The organism is Glycomyces mayteni (genome assembly GCF_042428885.1).
GTDB lineage: Bacteria > Actinomycetota > Actinomycetes > Mycobacteriales > Micromonosporaceae > Glycomyces > Glycomyces mayteni.
In genome coordinates this window covers 431,122-448,581 of sequence record NZ_JBHMBP010000005.1, presented here as the reverse complement: position 1 = coordinate 448,581, position 17,460 = coordinate 431,122, and the positions used below count along the sequence as shown (strand labels likewise).

At 72.9% G+C, this 17,460-nt stretch carries 12 protein-coding genes and 1 pseudogene; 10 read left to right on the top strand and 3 right to left on the bottom strand.

Translation table 11 applies throughout. The features are described from left to right. Positions 1-6: 6 nt before the first annotated feature. The 4 genes and pseudogenes from uca to ACFFXY_RS23680 all read left to right on the top strand — a co-directional run bounded on the left by uca (position 7) and on the right by ACFFXY_RS23680 (position 6,370). Positions 7-3,515 (top strand): annotated as a pseudogene (uca, locus tag ACFFXY_RS23695) (urea carboxylase). 29 nt (positions 3,516-3,544) lie between these two features. Beyond that, on the top strand, positions 3,545-5,185 hold the full coding sequence (gene atzF / locus ACFFXY_RS23690) for an allophanate hydrolase (protein WP_382356467.1): 1,641 nt from the start codon (positions 3,545-3,547) through the stop codon (positions 5,183-5,185). Between the two features lie 31 nt (positions 5,186-5,216). Continuing rightward, on the top strand, positions 5,217-5,969 hold the full coding sequence (locus ACFFXY_RS23685; protein WP_382356465.1) for a maleylpyruvate isomerase family mycothiol-dependent enzyme: 753 nt from the start codon (positions 5,217-5,219) through the stop codon (positions 5,967-5,969). Beyond that, the gene (locus tag ACFFXY_RS23680) at positions 5,966-6,370 is read left to right on the top strand and encodes an SUKH-4 family immunity protein (RefSeq protein ID WP_382356463.1); all 405 of its coding nucleotides are present in this window, start codon (positions 5,966-5,968) and stop codon (positions 6,368-6,370) included. The genes ACFFXY_RS23685 and ACFFXY_RS23680 overlap by 4 nt, the downstream gene beginning before the upstream one ends. Here ACFFXY_RS23680 and ACFFXY_RS23675 read toward each other — a convergent pair. Further along, on the bottom strand, positions 6,352-7,548 hold the full coding sequence (locus tag ACFFXY_RS23675) for a trans-sulfuration enzyme family protein (RefSeq protein WP_382356461.1): 1,197 nt from the start codon (positions 7,546-7,548) through the stop codon (positions 6,352-6,354). The genes ACFFXY_RS23680 and ACFFXY_RS23675 overlap by 19 nt on opposite strands. A gap of 98 nt (positions 7,549-7,646) precedes the next feature. On the opposite strand from ACFFXY_RS23675, the gene ACFFXY_RS23670 reads away from it, so the two are divergent. Further along, positions 7,647-8,138 (top strand): Lrp/AsnC family transcriptional regulator, encoded by a 492-nt coding sequence (locus tag ACFFXY_RS23670; RefSeq protein ID WP_382356459.1) that lies wholly within the window; start codon positions 7,647-7,649, stop codon positions 8,136-8,138. A gap of 39 nt (positions 8,139-8,177) precedes the next feature. On the opposite strand, the gene arfA is transcribed toward ACFFXY_RS23670, so the two are convergent. After that, positions 8,178-9,686, bottom strand: coding sequence for an arabinosylfuranosidase ArfA (gene arfA, locus ACFFXY_RS23665; protein WP_382356457.1), 1,509 nt, complete (start codon positions 9,684-9,686; stop codon positions 8,178-8,180). A gap of 128 nt (positions 9,687-9,814) precedes the next feature. Next, the gene (locus ACFFXY_RS23660; protein ID WP_382356455.1) at positions 9,815-10,822 is read right to left on the bottom strand and encodes a LacI family DNA-binding transcriptional regulator; all 1,008 of its coding nucleotides are present in this window, start codon (positions 10,820-10,822) and stop codon (positions 9,815-9,817) included. A 235-nt stretch (positions 10,823-11,057) separates the two neighbouring features. Here ACFFXY_RS23660 and ACFFXY_RS23655 point away from each other — a divergent pair, with 235 nt between their 5' ends. The 5 genes from ACFFXY_RS23655 to ACFFXY_RS23635 are packed head-to-tail and all read left to right on the top strand — an operon-like array spanning position 11,058 to position 17,432. Beyond that, complete coding sequence (locus ACFFXY_RS23655; protein ID WP_382356453.1) at positions 11,058-11,438, top strand: L-rhamnose mutarotase; 381 nt, start codon at positions 11,058-11,060, stop codon at positions 11,436-11,438. Further along, a complete protein-coding gene (rhaI, locus tag ACFFXY_RS23650; RefSeq protein WP_382356451.1) occupies positions 11,435-12,604 on the top strand; it encodes an L-rhamnose isomerase in 1,170 nt (389 codons plus the stop codon). Before ACFFXY_RS23655 ends, rhaI begins: the two co-directional genes overlap by 4 nt. Continuing rightward, on the top strand, positions 12,605-14,635 hold the full coding sequence (locus ACFFXY_RS23645; RefSeq protein ID WP_382356449.1) for a bifunctional aldolase/short-chain dehydrogenase: 2,031 nt from the start codon (positions 12,605-12,607) through the stop codon (positions 14,633-14,635). Beyond that, a complete protein-coding gene (locus ACFFXY_RS23640) occupies positions 14,632-16,080 on the top strand; it encodes a rhamnulokinase (protein ID WP_382356447.1) in 1,449 nt (482 codons plus the stop codon). Before ACFFXY_RS23645 ends, ACFFXY_RS23640 begins: the two co-directional genes overlap by 4 nt. A gap of 53 nt (positions 16,081-16,133) precedes the next feature. Beyond that, complete coding sequence (locus ACFFXY_RS23635; protein ID WP_382356445.1) at positions 16,134-17,432, top strand: ABC transporter substrate-binding protein; 1,299 nt, start codon at positions 16,134-16,136, stop codon at positions 17,430-17,432. Positions 17,433-17,460 lie beyond the last annotated feature (28 nt).

The following is a 17,460-nucleotide window of genomic DNA, read 5'->3' as shown; positions in this document are numbered from 1 at the left end:
AGACCCATGTTCGAGCGCATCCTCATCGCCAACCGCGGCGAGATCTCCCGGCGGATCACCCGGACCGCCCACCGGCTCGGGATCGAGACGGTGGCCGTCTACTCCGAGGCCGACGCCGCATCGCTGCACGTGCGCGAGGCCGACCGGGCGGTGTGCGTGGGGCCCGCGGCCCCCGCCGAGTCCTACCTCAACGTGGACGCGATCCTCTCGGCCGCCAAGGACACCGGCGCGCAGGCCGTCCACCCCGGGTACGGGTTCCTCGCCGAGAACGCCGAGTTCGCGCGCCGCGTCGCCGAAGCCGGGCTCGTCTTCATCGGCCCCACCCCCGGGCAGCTCGAACAGTTCGGCGACAAGGTGACCGCCCGCGAGGCCGCCACCCTCGCCGGGGTCCCGCTCGCCGCCGGGACCGCCGCGCTCGACACCGCCGCCGACGCCGTCGCGGCCGCCGAGGCCGTCGGCTACCCGGTCATCGTCAAGGCCTCCGCGGGCGGCGGCGGCATCGGGATGCGCGTCGCCGAGGACCCCGGGTCCCTCGCGGAGGTGTTCGCGTCCGTCAAGCGCCTAGCCGCCGACAACTTCGGAGACGACTCGGTATATATCGAACGCTACGTATTGCACGCCAGGCACGTCGAGGTCCAGGTCTTCGGCGACGGCGAGGGTCGCGTGGTCTCCCTCGCCGACCGCGACTGCACCCTCCAGCGCCGCCACCAGAAGGTCATCGAGGAGGCCCCGGCCCCCGGCCTGCCCGACGCCGTCCGGGACGGCATGCACGCCGCCGCCCGCGCGCTCGCCGCCGAGGCGAAGTACCTGTCCGCGGGGACCGTCGAGTTCATCTACGACGCCGACCGCGAGGAGGCGTCGTTCCTGGAGTTCAACACCCGCCTCCAGGTCGAGCACCCCGTCACCGAGGCCGTCCTCGGGATCGACCTGGTGGAGTGGATGATCCGCGCCGCCGCGGGCGACACCGGCTTCCTCGACGGCGTCCCCGACAGCGGTCCGGCCGTGACGGGCGCGGCCGTGGAGGCCCGCGTCTACGCCGAGGACCCCGCCCGCGGGCACCTCCCCAGCGCCGGGCTCCTCACCTGCGTGGACCTCCCCGAAGGGGCGCGCGTCGACACGTGGATCGAACGCGGGCTCGAAGTCCCCGCCGTCTACGACCCGATGCTCGCGAAGGTGATCACGACCGGCGCGACCCGCGAAGCCGCCTGGGCCGCCCTCGCGGACGCCCTGGGGGACACCCGGATCGAAGGGGTCCACACCAACCTCGGGCAGCTCCGTGCCGCCGCCGCGGACCCGCGGGTGCTCGCCGTCGAGCACGACACGGGCACCGTCGCGACCATCGAGGACGCCTCCCCGCGCATCGACGTCATCGCAGCAGGGGTCCTCACCACGGTGCAGGACTTCCCCGGCCGCATCGGCCACTGGCAGGTCGGGGTGCCGCCGTCGGGGCCGATGGACGACCTGTCATTCCGGCTCGGCAACCGCGCCCTCGGCAACGACGAGGGCGTCCCGGGCCTCGAATGCACGATCGCGGGCCCCACGCTGCGCTTCGGCGTGCCCGTGACGGTGTGCGTCACCGGCGCGCCCGCGCCCGTCACGCTCGACGGCGCGCCCGTCGAGCAGTGGGTCCCGATCGAGGTGCCCGCGGGCGGGGAGCTCGCGGTCGGCCCGATCGCCGACGCGGGCGCCCGCACCTACGTGCTCTTCCAAGGCGGACTGGACGTCCCGACGTTCCTCGGCTCGGCCTCGACGTTCCCTCCCGGGCGCATCGGCGGCTACACCGGCGACCAGCTGCGCGCGGGCGACCGCCTCCTCCCGGTCCCCGCCGCCGGGACCTGCTCCCCGGTCCCGGCGGCGGACCGCCCGTCCTTCGGCCACGAGTGGACCCTCGCCGTCACCCCCGGGCCCCAGCCCGCCCCGCACTACTTCACCGTCGCCGACATGGAGCGGATCTACGACGCCCAGTGGTCCGTGCAGGTCCACGCCGGACGCTCCGGGGTGCGCCTCGACGGCCCCCGCCCCGAGTGGGCCCGCACCGACGGCGGCGAGGCCGGGCTCCACCCCTCGAACCTCCACGACAACCCGTACTCGGTCGGCACCGTCAACTTCACCGGCGACACGCCCGCGCTGCTCGGCCCCGACGGGCCCAGCCTCGGCGGGTTCGCGTGCCCGTTCACCGTCACCACCTCCGACCGGTGGAAGCTCGGGCAGCTGCGCCCCGGCGACACCGTCCGGTTCCTGCCCGTGGCCGAGGCCGAGGCGGACCGCCTGCGCGCGAAGCCCACCGCGGCCCCCGTCCCGCTCGTGAACGCCGCCCGCGACGAAGCGACCCTCGCGCTCGTCGAAGGCGGCGACGACCGGCCCGCCGTCGCCTACCGCCGCGCCGGGGACGACGCGATCCTCCTCGAATACGGGCCCATGCACCTCGACCTGGCGCTGCGCATGCGCGTGGGCGCCCTCATGGACGCCCTCGCCGCCGCGAACCCCGCCGGGCTCATCGACACCACCCCCGGCGTGCGCTCCCTCCACCTGCACGTCGACCCCGACGTGCTCCCCATCCGCACTCTCACCGGGCTCCTCACCGAACTCGAAGCGGACCTGCCCGACACCGGCGACATGACCGTCCCCTCCCGCGAAGTGCGCCTGCCGATCTCCTGGAACGACGCGGTCGTGGACGAGGCCATCGCCCGCTACTCCACCAACGTCCGCGACGACGCCCTGTTCAACCCCTCGAACATCGAGTTCATCCGCCGCATCAACGGCCTCGACTCCGTCGAGGACGTCGCCGGGATCGCCACCGCCGCCGAATGGCTCGTCCTCGGCCTCGGGGACGTGTACCTCGCCCGGCCCGCACCTGGACCGCCGAAGGCACCGTCGGCATCGGCGGCTCCTACATGTGCATCTACGGCATGGACTCCCCGGGCGGCTACCAGCTCGTCGGCCGCACCGCCCCCATCTGGGCCGGCCTGCGCGACCTCCCCTCCTTCAAGGACGGCCTGCCGTGGCTCTTGCGCTTCTTCGACCGCGTCGTCTTCGAGCGCGTCTCCGAGGAGCAGCTCGCCGAGACCCGCCGCGACCTCGCCGCCGGACGCGCCGAGATCGACATCCGCGAAGGGACGTTCGCGTACGCCGACTACCGGCGCCTCCTCGCCGACAACGCCGAGTCCATCGACGCGTTCCGCACCCGCCAGGCCGCCGCGTTCGAGGCCGAGCGGCGGCGCTGGGCCGACGCGGGGGAGTTCGACCGCGACCACACCGAGCCCGCCCCCGGCGGCGCCGACGCGATCGAGCTCGCCCCCGGTGAGACCCTCGTGGAAGCGCCCATGGCCGCGAGCGTCTGGCGCGTCAACGTCGCCGAAGGCGACACCGTGGCCGCCGGGGACGCCGTCGTCGTGCTCGAAGCGATGAAACTGGAGATGCCCGTGGCCTGCCCGGTCGCGGGGACCGTGCGCCGCGTGCTCGCCCGGCCCGGCGAGCAGGCCGCGCCCGGCGCGCCGCTGCTGGTCATCGGATAGGCAACACCCACAACAAGACAGGGGACCGAGTGAACACCGCACAACGCGTCGAGGCCGCCTACGCCCGCATCATCGAGGTCGACCGGCCCGAGGTCTGGATCAGCCTGCGCGACAAGGCCGACGTCCTCGCCGAGGCCGCGGCCGTCGACCCGGGCCTGCCCCTCGCCGGGCTCCTCTTCGCCGCCAAGGACAACATCGACGTCGCCGGGCTGCCCACGACCGCCGCGTGCCCGTCCTTCGCGTACACGCCCGACCGCGACGCCACCGCCGTCGCCCGCCTCCGCGCGGCCGGGGCGGTCTGCCTGGGCAAGACCAACCTCGACCAGTTCGCCACCGGCCTGGTCGGCACCCGCAGCCCCTACGGGCCCGTGCGCGCCGCCGCCGACCCGGCCCGCATCTCCGGCGGCTCCTCCTCCGGGTCCGCCGTCGCCGTGGCCCTCGGCATCGCGGACTTCGCGCTCGGCACCGACACCGCCGGATCGGGCCGCGTCCCCGCCGCCCTCAACGGGCTCACCGGCATCAAGGCCAGCCTCGGCCTCGTCCCCGTCGACGGCGTCGTCCCCGCCTGCCCCTCCTACGACTGCCTCACCGTCTTCGCCCCCGACCTCGCCCTCGCCGCCGAGACCCTCCGCGTCATGACCGGCCCCAGCGACCGCGACCCCGCCTCCCGCCCCTGGCCCGCCGACCTCCCCCTCGCCGCACCGCCCGCGCCCCGCCTCGCCGTCCCGCTCGACGCCGACCTGGCCGCCCTCGACCCCGACTTCCGGCCGCTGTGGCAGGACGCGCTGGACCGCTTCGCCGCCGCGGGCGCCGAACTCGTCCCCATCGACGTGCGACCGCTCCTGGACGCCGCACTGCTCCTCTACGAAGGCGCGCTCCTCGCCGAACGCGCCGCCGCGTTCGGCACCCACATCACCGGACCCGACGCCGACCCCATCGTCGCCGAGATCGTCAGGGGCGCAGGCAAGTTCACCGGCGCCGACCTCGTCGCCGACCAGCAGCGCCTCCGAGCGGCCCGCGCCCGCGCCGCCGTCCTCCTCGACGGCTTCGACGCCCTCCTGCTGCCCACCGCGCCCCTCCACCCCACCATCGCCGAAGTCCAAGCCGACCCCATCACCGTCAACGCCGCCATGGGCACCTACACGAACTTCGTCAACCTCCTCGACATGGCCGCCGTCGCCGTCCCCGCCGGGGCCACAGGCACCAAGGGCTTCGGCCTCAGCGTCATCGTCCCCGCCTTCCACGACCAGGTGGCGATCGACCTCGCCGCCCGCTACCAGGACGCCCCCGCGCCCCTCCTCGCCCCCGCCGCCGACCTCGTCGTCTTCGGCGCCCACCTCACCGGCATGCCCCTCAACCACCAGCTCACCGCCCTCGGCGCCCGCCTCGCCGGACCCGTCGCCACCGCCCCCGCCTACCGCATGTACGAACTCGACACCACGCCCCCCAAACCCCTCGTCGTCAGGGCCGCCGACGGCGCCTCCCTCCCCGGCGAGCGCTGGCTCCTCGCCCCCGCCGCCCTCGGCGCGTTCCTCGCCGCCCTCCCCGCCCCCATGACCCTCGGCAAGGTCGAACTCGACGACGGCACCTGGGCCACCGGCTTCGTCGCCAACGCACCCGAAGGCGAGGACATCACCGCCGCCGGGGGCTGGCGCGCCCGCCGCGGCTGACACCGTCGTACCCGCGTGCGAAGATTCGGGCATGGAATTCGCCGACCTCCAAGCCCACCTCGTCACCGAGGCCGCGCGCCTGCGCACCGCCGCGGCAGCGGCCGACCCCGGGGCCCGGGTGCCCAGCTGCCCCGAGTGGACCGCGAGCGACCTGCTCGACCACGTCACCGAGGTCTACGACCACAAGATCCAGTCGATGCGGCTGCTGCGCGAACCGGCCGAGGCCGACGGCATCGAGCGGACCGGCACGCCCGTCGAGCGGTTCGACGCCGCGCTGGCCGAGCTCCTCGCCGAGTTCGACGACCGGGGCCCGGAGAGCCTGGCGCACACCTGGTACGGGCCCGACCAGACCGTCGGGTTCTGGATCAGGCGCATGGCGCAGGAGACGGTGATCCACCGCGTGGACGCCGAGCTCGCCGCCGCACTCCCGGTCTCCGCGATCGACCCGGCCCTCGCCGTGGACGGGATCGACGAGATGGCGACCGTGATGCTGTCGTGGGGCTCGCGCGCCTACCGCGAGTGGGTCGCCGACGCCCTCGCCGCGAACCTCGGCCTCGAAGTCGCGCTCGACGCAGGGGATCGGGAGTGGACCGTGGCCGTGACCGCGGCGGGCATCGACGTCGCCGAGGGCGTCTCGACCGGCGCCGAGGCCACCGTCTCCGGGACGCCGGGGGAGCTGCTCCAATGGCTGTGGCGGCGCCTGCCCGCCGACGCGCCCGCCGTGGACGGCAAAGCCGAAGCCGCGCAGGCGCTCTACGACATGATCGAGCAGTTCGCGCAGTGACGGGCCTGCCGTACCCCGGGCAGTGGCAGACCCCGCCGCTCCCGCAGGCCTGCACCGGCGGCCGCGACTTCGACCTCCTCGCGGTCGACCCCGGCCTGAGCGCCATCGGTCTCGACCGCGCCGACGGCACCGTGTGGCTCCTGCCCGAGGGCGGCGAGCCGTCCCCGGTCAACGCCAGCCGCGAGGCCTTCGACGCCTGCGCCGCGATCTACGAAGAGGCCGCCGCCGAGGCCGAACGCCTCGCCGCCGCGGGGTTCAGCGACGACGAGGAGGACCCCGGGGACGCGTTCACCGACGCCCTCCTCGAACGCCTCGCCGCCGCCGACGCGACCGCCGTGGCCGACGAGAACGGCTTCTGGTCCGTCGCCGCCGAAGAGCTGGGCTACGCCCTGCCGCTGTGAGCGACCGCGGCCGGGCGGTGCGCCGCGAGCGCCCGGTCCAGGTCCGCGATCAGGTCCTCGGGCGATTCGAGGCCGATCGAGAGCCTGACGACGCTGTCGGCGGGCTTCGCGTCGGCCGCCACGGGCCGGTGCGTCAGCGCCGCCGGGTGCTGGATCAGCGAGTCCACCCCGCCCAGCGACACCGCGTGCGTGAACAGCGCGACCGCGCCCGTCACGTGCCTCGCCTGCGCGAAGCCCCCGCGCAGGTCCACCGCGATCATCGCGCCCGGCCCGCGCATCTGCACGCCCACCAGCGGGTCCCCGCTCGGGTAGTGCACGCGCGCCACCGCCGGATGCTCCCGCAGCCACGAGGCGACCCGCTCGGCCCCCGCCTGCTGCGCCCGCACCCGCACCGGCAGCGTCGTCAGCCCGCGGTGCAGCAGGTAAGCGCCGAGGGGGTGCAGCAGCCCGCCCGTGACGGCCCGGACCCGGCGCAGCGCGGCCGCGGTCTCGGCCCCGCACGCGATCACCCCGGCGATCACGTCGCCGTGCCCGCCCAGGTACTTCGTGGCGCTGTGCAGCACCAGCGACGCCCCGAAATCGACCGGGTTCTGGAGCACCGGCGTCGCGAACGTGTTGTCCACCAGCACCGGGACCCCTTGCGCCGCTTCGACCACCGCGCGGATGTCGACCAGCTCCAGCGTCGGGTTCGCCGGGGTCTCCAGGACCACCAGCGCCGTGTCCGGCCGCAGCGCCGCGGCCACGCCGCCCGCCGCGCAGTACGTCGTCTCGGTCCCCAGCAGGCCCGTCGACAACAGGTGGTCGGTCCCGCCGTACAGGGGCCGCACCGCCAGCACGTGCCGCCGCCCGGTCCCCGCGGTCGCGGCCAGGATCGCCGCGGTCATCGCCGCCATCCCCGAGGAGAACGCCACGGCCTCCTCGGTCCGCTCCAACTGCGCGAGCGCCGCCTCGAACCGCGCGACCGTGGGGTTCCACAGCCGCGCGTACACGTTGCCGCCCTCGGGGGTCGGCGTCCCGCCGGAGGCCATCGCCTCGTACGAGAGGCCGCCCGCCTCGATGTCGGGCAGCGGGTTGGTGGTGGACAGGTCGATCGGGAGGGCGTGCACGCCGAGTCCGGCGAGGTCCTCGCGGCCGGCGTGAACGGCGATCGTGTCGGGTTGCAGCCACGGCGAAGTCATGACCGGACTCTAGGCAGATCCCCAACCTGCTGCAATACTTGCCGCACGAACCACCGGCACCGGCCGATACCCGTGCGGATTCTGCGGAAGGAGCCGTCATGACCGACCTGCGGTCGAAGAAAACGCAACCCGTCCCCCTCGACGGCACCGACCTCGCGATCCTCGCCGCGCTCGCCGAGGACGGCCGCATGACCAACGCCGCCATCGCCTCCCGCGCGGGCGTCGCCGAGTCCACCTGCGCCTACCGCGTCCGGGCCCTGCGCGAATCCGGCGTCGTCACCGGCATCCGCGCCCGCATCAGCCCCGAGGCCCTCGGCCGCCCCCTCCACGCGATCGTCAAGGTCCGCCTCGGCTCCCACAGCCGCGAACTCGTCCACCACCTCTACGAGCGGCTCACCACCCTGCCCGGGGTGCTCACGGTCTTCCACGTCGGCGGCGACGACGACTTCCTCCTGCACGTCGCCGTCGCCGGGCCCGAGGCCCTGCGCGACCTCATCCTGGAGCACATCACCGTCCACCCGATGGTCCGCCAGACCGAGACGCAGCTCGTCTTCGAGGTCCGCGACGGCCGCGGCCTCCTCCCGGCATGACGAAAGGCCCGGACCGGAGTCCGGGCCTCCCTTGCGTCCCTAAGCGATGCGGATGGTGTTCCAGCTCATCGCGGGCAGCTCCACGGTGATCACGCCGTCCTTGACCACGACGCTCTCGTTCGCCGCGGGGGCGACGCGCGTCTGGTCGTCGAGCGTGTTCTTCGCGTGCCGGTCCTCGTCCGTCAGCGTCGAGACCGTCACGTCCGCGGCCGACACCGACGACGCGTCGATCTCCAGCGTCATCGGCGTCTCCAGGTCCCGGTTGACCGCGAACACCGTCACCGACCCGTCTTCGCCCGCCACCGCGACCGAGTGCAGCGCCGAGACCTCCCCGTACTTCGCGGTCGCGAACCCGGGGGAGGAGGCGTTCACGTTCAGGACCGTCCCGCGGCCCCACTTCGAGGCCTCCGCGAACGGGAAGAACGTGGTCTGGCGCCACGCGGGCCCGCCCGGCTCGGTCATGATCGGCGCGATCACGTTCACCAGCTGCGCCAGGCACGCGGCGGTGACCCGGTCGCAGCGGCGCAGCAGCGTGATGAGCAGCGACCCGAACACGACCGCGTCCATCGCCGAGTAGGAGTCCTCCAACTGGCGCGGCGCCACCGACCACGGCTCGGGCCGCTCGCCGGTCGGCGCGGTCTGGTACCACACGTTCCACTCGTCGAACGAGATGTTGATCTTCTTGTCGCTCTTGAGCTTCGCGCCCACCGCGTCGGCCGTGGCGATGACCCCGTCGATGAACAGCTCCATGTCCTGCGCCGAGGCCATGAAGCTCGTGACGTCCCCGTCGAGCGGGTGGTAGTAGGCGTGCGCGGAGATGAAGTCCACCGAGTCGTACGTGTGCGTCAGGACCTCGTTCTCCCACGCGCCGAAGAACGGCATGCCGCGCGAGGACGAGCCGCACGCGACCAGGTCGAGGTCGTCGGAGCCGTCGATGAACCGCAGCGACCGCGCGGTCTGGTCGGCGATGCGCCCGTACTCGGTGGCGGTGCGCTGGCCGATCTGCCAGGGGCCGTCCATCTCGTTGCCCAGGCACCACAGCTTGATGCCGTAGGGCTCCTCGTCGCCGTGGGAGCGGCGCAGGTCCGACCAGTAGGTGCCGGACGGGTGGTTGGCGTACTCGAACAGGTCGAGGGCCTCCTGGAGGCCGCGGGTGCCGAGGTTGACGGCCATGTTCGGCTCGACGCCGGCGGCGCGGCAGAACTTCATGAACTCGCCGAGGCCGAACTGGTTGGTCTCGGTGGTGCCCCACGCGAGGTCGAGGCGGCGGGGCCGGTCCTCCTTGGGGCCGGTGCCGTCCTCCCACCGGTAGCCGGACACGAAGTTCCCGCCGGGGTAGCGGACCATCGTCGGGCCCAGCTCGCGGATGAGTTCGAGGACGTCCTCGCGGAGGCCGTCGGCGTTCGCCGTGGGGTGCTCGGGCTCGTAGATGCCGGTGTAGACGCACCGGCCGAGGTGCTCGACGAACGACCCGAAGAGCCGCGCGGGGACCTCGGCGACGGTGAAGCGGGGATCGAACTCGATGCGTGCGCGGTGGTGGTCGGCCATGATCGCCTCCGGAAGGACGGTGGAAGGGCTCGGTAGTGAGCGGTAACCCGGGCGCGCTGCGGCCCGGTAGCGGTGACGCTACCAAAGATTGCTTTACCGGTACAGTACCGGGGCCGGGGGTTCGGTCCCTACAGCTCCAGCGCCGTCGAGGCCCGCGCGATGAGCTCGGGCTGGAACACCACGTTGCGGTGCGTGTGGTCCCCGCCCTCGGCGATCTCGTCGAACAGCAGCTGCGCGGCGGTGCGCCCGAGCTGGGCCCGCGGCTGGCGCACCGAGGACAGCGGGACGGCGGCGGCCGCGGCGAAGTCGATGTCGTCGTAGCCGACGATCGCGCACTCCTGCGGCACCTTCACGCCGTGCATGGTCAGGCCCTGGAGCGCGCCGAGCGCCACGAGGTCGTTGGCGCAGAACACGGCCGTGGGCCGGTCCTCGCGCCCGAGCATCGCCTCGACGGCCTCGCGCCCGGCCTGGAAGTTCAGGCCCGGGGTCGCGAACACCTCCAGCTCGGTCCCGGACTCCTCGCACACCTCCCGGCAGCCCTCGTACCGGTCGGCCACCTGCGGGATCGCCGAGGGCCCGCCGATGAACGCGATCTTGCGGTGGCCGCGCTCGACGAGGTGGCGCGCGGCCAGGCGACCGCCCGCGACGTCGTCCACGGCCACCGAGCAGTGCGGGTGCCTCCCCGCGCCGCGGTCCACCAGGACCACGGGGATGTCGTGGCCGGTGAGCCGCTCGATCCACGACGCGGACGAGTCGTCCACGGGGGTGATGAGCAGTCCGAGGACCCGCTGCTCCTCCAGCAGCTCCAGGTGGCGGCGCTCGCGGCGCACGTCCTCGCCGGAGTCGCACACGGTCACCACGCCGCCCGCGGACTCCACGAGCGGCTCGGCCCCGCGGACCACGTCGGTGAAGAACGGGTTGGCGACGTCGAGGACCACGATGGCCACGGTCCGGCTGCGCCCGGCCCGGAGCTGGCGCGCGGAGTCGTTGCGCACGTAGCCGAGATCGGCGATGGCGGCGAGCACGCGGGCGCGGGTCTCCTCGGCGACGGCCTCGGGCCGGTTGAGCACATTGGAGACCGTCCCGACCGAGACGCCGGCCGCTCGCGCGACGTCTTTCATACTGGTAGTGGTCATGGTCACCTCAATGAGTCTATCGGGGGGCGGGAGGATCATCGGCCCGCCGATTGAAACGGTTCAACCATGAACGGCGAGCTTGAGGAGCATATACCGAACCGTGCTCGAATTTGTTCCCGGCCGTGGCTTGACAAGCGCTTGCTTCGCGTTCTACTTTATCGAAATCCGTTCATGAAACGATTCAAAAACACGGCGTTCACACGCCGGAGCCCCGCACCCTTCAGGGAGGAACCCCGTGACCGCTGCGCCGCCCACCCGCGTGTGCTTCACCCTCCGCGTCAGGCCCGACCGCATCGAGGAGTACCGCGAGCGGCACGCCGCCGTCTGGCCCGACATGCTCCGCGCCCTCGCCGCGACCGGATGGACGAACTACTCCCTGTTCCTGGCCGAGGACGGCCTCCTCGTCGGCTACCTGGAGACCCCCGACTTCGACGCCGCCCGCGAGGCCATGGCCCGCACCGACGTCAACGCCCGCTGGCAGGAGTCGATGGCCCCGTTCTTCGAGGGCACCGGCGGCGCCCATGCCGACGACGCGTTCAACGTCCTCACCGAAGTGTTCAACCTGGAGACCCAACTGGCCGCGGCCGACGCCGCGGCTGAAGGAGCCGGCAAATGAGTGACCGCACCCCGTACGCCAAGCAGGTCCTCGCGGGCCAGAGCATCGAGATGCCCTCCTGGGCGTTCGGCAACTCGGGCACCCGCTTCAAGGTCTTCGCCCAGCAGGGCGTGCCGCGCGACCCGTACGAGAAGCTCGCCGACGCCGCCCAGGTCCACAAGTACACCGGCGCGGCCGGGTCGGTCGCCCTCCACATCCCGTGGGACAAGACCGCGGACTACGCCGACCTCGCCCGCCACGCCGCCGACCTGGACGTGCGGATCGGCACGATCAACTCGAACACGTTCCAGGACGACGACTACATGCTCGGCTCGGTCTGCCACCCCGACGCGAAGGTCCGCCGCAAGGCCGTGGACCACCTGCTCGAATGCGTCGACATCATGGACGCCACCGGCTCGTCCGACCTCAAGCTCTGGTTCGCCGACGGCACCAACTACCCCGGCCAGGACTCCATCGCCGGGCGCCAGGACCGCCTCGCCGAGTGCCTCGCCGAGGTCTACGCCCGCCTCGGCGACGACCAGCGGCTCCTGCTCGAATACAAGCTGTTCGAGCCGTCGTTCTACACCACCGACGTGCCCGACTGGGGGACCGCCTACGCGCACTGCCTCAAGCTCGGCCCCAAGGCCCAGGTCGTCATCGACACCGGCCACCACGCGCCCGGCGTGAACATCGAGTTCATCGTGGCGTTCCTGCTGCGCGAGGGCAAGCTCGGCGGCTTCGACTTCAACTCCCGGTTCTACGCCGACGACGACCTCATGGTCGGCGCGGCCGACCCGTTCCAGCTCTTCCGCATCCTCCACGAGCTGACCCTCCGGGAAGTCCTGCTCCCCGCCTCGGGCATCGCGTACATGCTCGACCAGTGCCACAACATCGAGCCGAAGATCCCCGGCCAGATCCGTTCGATCATGAACGTGCAGGAGGCGACCGCCAAGGCCCTCCTGGTCGACCGCGAGGCGCTCGCCGCCGCCCAGAGCGCCGGGGACGTGCTCGGCGCGAACGCGGTCCTCATGGACGCCTACAACACCGACGTGCGCCCGCTCCTGGCCGAGGTCCGCGCCGCCAAGGGCCTGGACGCCGACCCGATGGCCGCCTACGCCGCCTCCGGGTACGCCGAGGAGATCAAGGCCGCCCGCGTCGGCGGCGCGCAGGCCGGATGGGGCGCATAGATGACCGCCGTCACTGACCTGATCGCCCGCTCCAACCGCCTCGGCGCCGACAAGCGGAACACGAACTTCGCGGGAGGCAACACCTCCGCCAAGGGCGCCGAGACCGACCCGGTCACCGGGGAGGACGTCGAGCTCCTGTGGGTCAAGGGCTCCGGCGGCGACCTCGGCACCCTCAAGGCGGCCGGGCTCGCGGTGCTGCGCCTGGACCGCATGCGCGCCATGGTGGACACCTACCCCGGCGTGGACGACGAGGACGCCATGGTCGAGCGCTTCGACTACTGCCTCCACGGCAGGGGAGGAGCGGCCCCCTCCATCGACACCGCCATGCACGGCCTCGTGGACGCCGCGCACGTCGACCACCTCCACCCCGACTCCGGCATCGCGTTCGCCACCGCGGCCGACGGGCCCGCGCTCACCGAAGCCTGCTTCGCGGGCCGCGTCGTGTGGGTCCCGTGGCGTCGCCCCGGCTTCCAACTGGGCCTGGACATCGCCGCGATCAAGGACGCCAACCCGCAGGCCATCGGGTGCGTCCTCGGCGGCCACGGCATCACCGCCTGGGGCGACACCTCCGAGGAGTGCGAGGCGAACTCGCTGGAGATCATCCGCGGCTGCGAGGCCTACCTGGCCGCGCACGGCAAGCCGGACCCGTTCGGCGCCAAGGTCGCCCGGTGGGCCCCGCTCGCCGAGGCCGAGCGCCGGGACCGGGCCGCCGCGCTCGCGCCCGTCGTCCGCGGCCTCGCCTCCACCGACCACCGCCAGGTCGGCCACTTCACTGACGCGCCCGAAGTCCTCGACTTCCTCGCCTCGGAGCGGATGCCGGAGCTCGCGGCCCTGGGCACCTCCTGCCCGGACCACTTCCTGCGCACCAAGGTCCGCCCGCTCGTCGTGGAGACCGCCGCCGACGCCCCGCTGGACGAGGTGATCGCGCAGCTCCAGGACCGCCACGCGGCCTACCGCGAGGACTACCGCGCCTACTACGAGCGCTTCGCCACCGCGCAGTCCCCGGCGATCCGCGGCGCGGACCCGGCGATCGTCCTGGTCCCCGGCGTCGGCATGTTCTCCTTCGGCGCCGACAAGCAGACCGCGCGCGTCGCGGGCGAGTTCTACGTCAACGCGATCAACGTGATGCGCGGCGCCGAGTCGGTCTCCTCCTACGAGCCGATCGCCGAGTCCGAGAAGTTCCGCATCGAGTACTGGTCCCTCGAAGAGGCCAAGCTGCAGCGCCGCCCCGAGCCCAAGCCGCTCGCCGGGCGCGTCGCGCTCGTGACCGGCGCGGCCGGGGGCATCGGCAAGGCCACCGCCGAACGCCTCGCGGCCGAAGGCGCGTGCGTCGTCATCGCCGACCTCGACGCCGAGAAGGCCGCCGCCACGGCCGCCGAGATCGGCTCGGCCGACGTCGCTGTCGGAGTGTCCTGCAACGTCACCGATGAAAGCGCGATCACGTCCGCACTGGACGCGGCCGCGCTCGCGTTCGGCGGCGTCGACCTCGTCGTCAACAACGCCGGGCTCTCCCTGTCCAAGCCGCTGCTCGACACCACGGCCGCGGACTGGGACCTCCAGCACGACGTCATGGCGAAGGGCTCGTTCCTGGTCTCCCGCGAGGCCGCCCGGGTCATGATCGCCCAGGGCCTCGGCGGCGACATCGTCTACATCGCCTCCAAGAACTCGGTGTTCGCCGGCCCCAACAACATCGCGTACTCCGCCACGAAAGCGGACCAGGCCCACCAGGTGCGGCTCCTCGCCGCCGAGCTGGGGGAGCACGGCATCCGCGTCAACGGCGTCAACCCCGACGGGGTCGTGCGCGGCTCCGGGATCTTCGCCGGGGGCTGGGGCGCCAAGCGAGCGGCGGTCTACGGTGTCAAGGAAGAGGACCTCGGCCAGTACTACGCGGGCCGGACCCTCCTCAAGCGCGAGGTGCTCCCGTCCTCGGTCGCCGACGCCGTCTACGCGCTCGTCGGCCCCGACCTCGGCCTCACCACCGGCGTCCACATCCCCGTGGACTCGGGCAACCCGCAGGGCTTCCTGAGATGACGGTCCTGGCAGCGGTCGACCTCGGCGCGTCCTCCGGGCGCGTCATGGCCGCGCATGTCGAGGGGAACCAGGTGCGCCTCACCGAGGCCGCCCGGTTCCCCAACCGCGCCGTCCAGGTCCGCGGCCGCCTCTACTGGGACGTGCTCGGCCTGTGGTCCGGCGTCCTCGACGGCCTCCGCGCCGTCGGCGACGCCGCGTCCATCGGCGTCGACTCCTGGGCCGTGGACTACGGACTCGTGGACGCAGACGGGCACCTGCTGGGCAACCCGCTCTGCTACCGCGACGCCCGCAACGCCAAGGCCAAGGCCGAAGTGCTGGCTTCGGTGAGCGAGGCCGAGCTGTTCGAGCGGACCGGCATCCAGCCGCAGCCGTTCAACACGGTCTTCCAGCTCGAAGCCGAACTCGCGAACCGGCTGCGCCCGTCGGCGCACCGCCTGCTGCTCATCCCGGACCTGATCGCCTACTGGCTCAGCGGCGAGCTGTCGTGCGAGGCCACCAACGCCTCGACCACCGGACTGATCGACCTCGCGGACGGCAGCTGGGCCGACGACCTGGCGACCTACTTCAGCAGTGTGCTCGGCCCGGTCACCCCCACCGGCACCGTCCTCGGCCCGATCCTCCCCGAGATCGCCGCGGCCACCGGCCTCGCCGGCACCACCCGGGTGATCGCGACCGCCAGCCACGACACCGCCGCCGCCGTTGCCGCCGTCCCCTACGAGAGCGACCGCGCCGCCTACATCTCCTGCGGCACCTGGTCCCTCGTCGGCACCGAACGCGACACCCCGATCGCCACCCCCGAGGCCCTCGCCGCCGGGTTCACCAACGAGCGCGGCGCCGACGGCACGATCCGGTTCCTGCGCAACGTCGCCGGGCTCTGGCTCCTGTCAGAGTCCGTCGACACCTGGCGCCGCGAAGGCCACGACATCGACCTCGCGGGCCTCCTCGACGCCGCCGCCGCGGAGGAGCGCCTGCGCTCGGTCGTCGACCCCGACGACCCCCGCTTCGCCGACCCCGGCGACATGCCCGAGCGCATCCGCGCCTACTGCGCCGAGACCGGCCAGCCCGTCCCTGAGACCCCCGCCCAGGTCGCCGCGTGCGTCCTCGACTCCCTCGCGCTCGCGCACCGGCGCGCGATCGACGCGCTCGAAGCCCTCACCGGCGACCCGGTTGATACCGTTCACATCGTCGGCGGGGGGTCCAAGAACACCCTCCTCTGCCAGCTCACCGCCGACGCCACCGGCCGCCCCGTGCTCGCCGGACCCGACGAGGCCACAGCCCTCGGCAACGCCCTCGTCCAGGCCCAGGCCCTCGGCCTCATCGGCCCCGGACCAGAGCCGCGCCGCGCCGCGGCCCGCGCCTCGGCGCGGCCACGGCGCCACGAACCCCAAGGGACGCAAGCCCCCTGGGAGCAAGCCACCCGACGACTGTCGGGGCGAACTCAATAGATCCCGAAGGCCCGCCCCGGCGGGACCCCTCAATTCAGAAGGAGCAATCAACGATGATCAGCCACCCTCACCGCCTGCGGCGCCGATCCCTCCTCACGGGCGCCTCAGCCGCCGCCGTCCTCGCCGCCGCCGCGGCCTGCGGCGACGACGACGGGCCCGCCGGGACCGCCGACGACCCCATCGAGATCAGCTTCGAATGGTGGGGCGACGACACCCGCGCCGGCCTCACCCAGGACGTCATCGCCCTCTTCGAGGAGAAGAACGTCGGCATCAAGGTCAAGGCGAACTTCGCCGACTTCCCGACCTACTGGGAGGGCCTCGCGGGCCGCATGGCCTCCCGCGACCTGCCCGACGTCTTCCAGATGGACTACTCGCGCCTGCGCCAGTTCGGCGGCTCCGGAATGCTCCTGCCCCTCGAAGGCGTCGTCAAGACCGACGACTTCCGCGAGGGCTTCCTGGAGACCGCCAAGCTCGACGGCACCCTCGTCGCCGTCCCCGCCGCGGGCAACACCCTCGGCCTGCTCTACCGGGCCGACTGGTTCGAGGCCAACGGCATCGACGCGCCCGCCGCAGGCCAGAGCTGGGACGACTACAAGGCCGCCATCACCACCCTCACCCCCGCCCTCGGCGACGGCAAGTGGGGCGGCGGCGACTGGGCCGGGCAGTACCACTTCATGGAGCTGTGGCTGCGCCAGCAGGGCGGCTCGTTCTACACCGAGGACGGCAAGGCCCTCAACTTCACCAAGGAAGAACTCGCCGAATGGTGGACCAGCACCGCCGACCTCTACGAGGCCGGACTCGTCCCGCCCGTCGAGACCACCATCGAATGGACTGAAGACGGCCTCGTCCAAGACGTCCTCGGCTCCGAGATCAGCTGGGACAACTTCATGCCCGGCCTCGCGCCCACGGTCGCCGAGAACGGCGGCACCCTGGCGCTGGCGGCCCCGCCGACGGTCGACCCGGCCAACCTCGGCCTCTACCTGAAGCCCTCCATGCAGCTGGTCATCTCGGCGACCACCGAGCAGGCCGAGGCCGCCGCCAAGTTCATCGACTTCTTCCTCGGCGACCCCGAGGCGATCGCGATCCTCGGCACCAACCGCGGCATCCCGGCCACCAACGTGGGGCTGGAGAACGTGGAGCTGGACGAGTACGCACAGGCCGTCCTCGACTACGAGGCCAGCGTCTCGCAGTACCTCACCACCCCGCCGCCCGCCCCGCCGGCCGCCACCGGCGCGATCGAGGCCAAGTTCCTTGAGATCTACCAGCAGGTCCAGTACGCGGCGATGACTCCGGCCGAAGCCGCCGATCTGCTCTTCACCGAGGCCGAGACCCTCCTCGCCGCCGAGCAGTAGACCCTCCGAGGGCCGCGCGGCGCACACG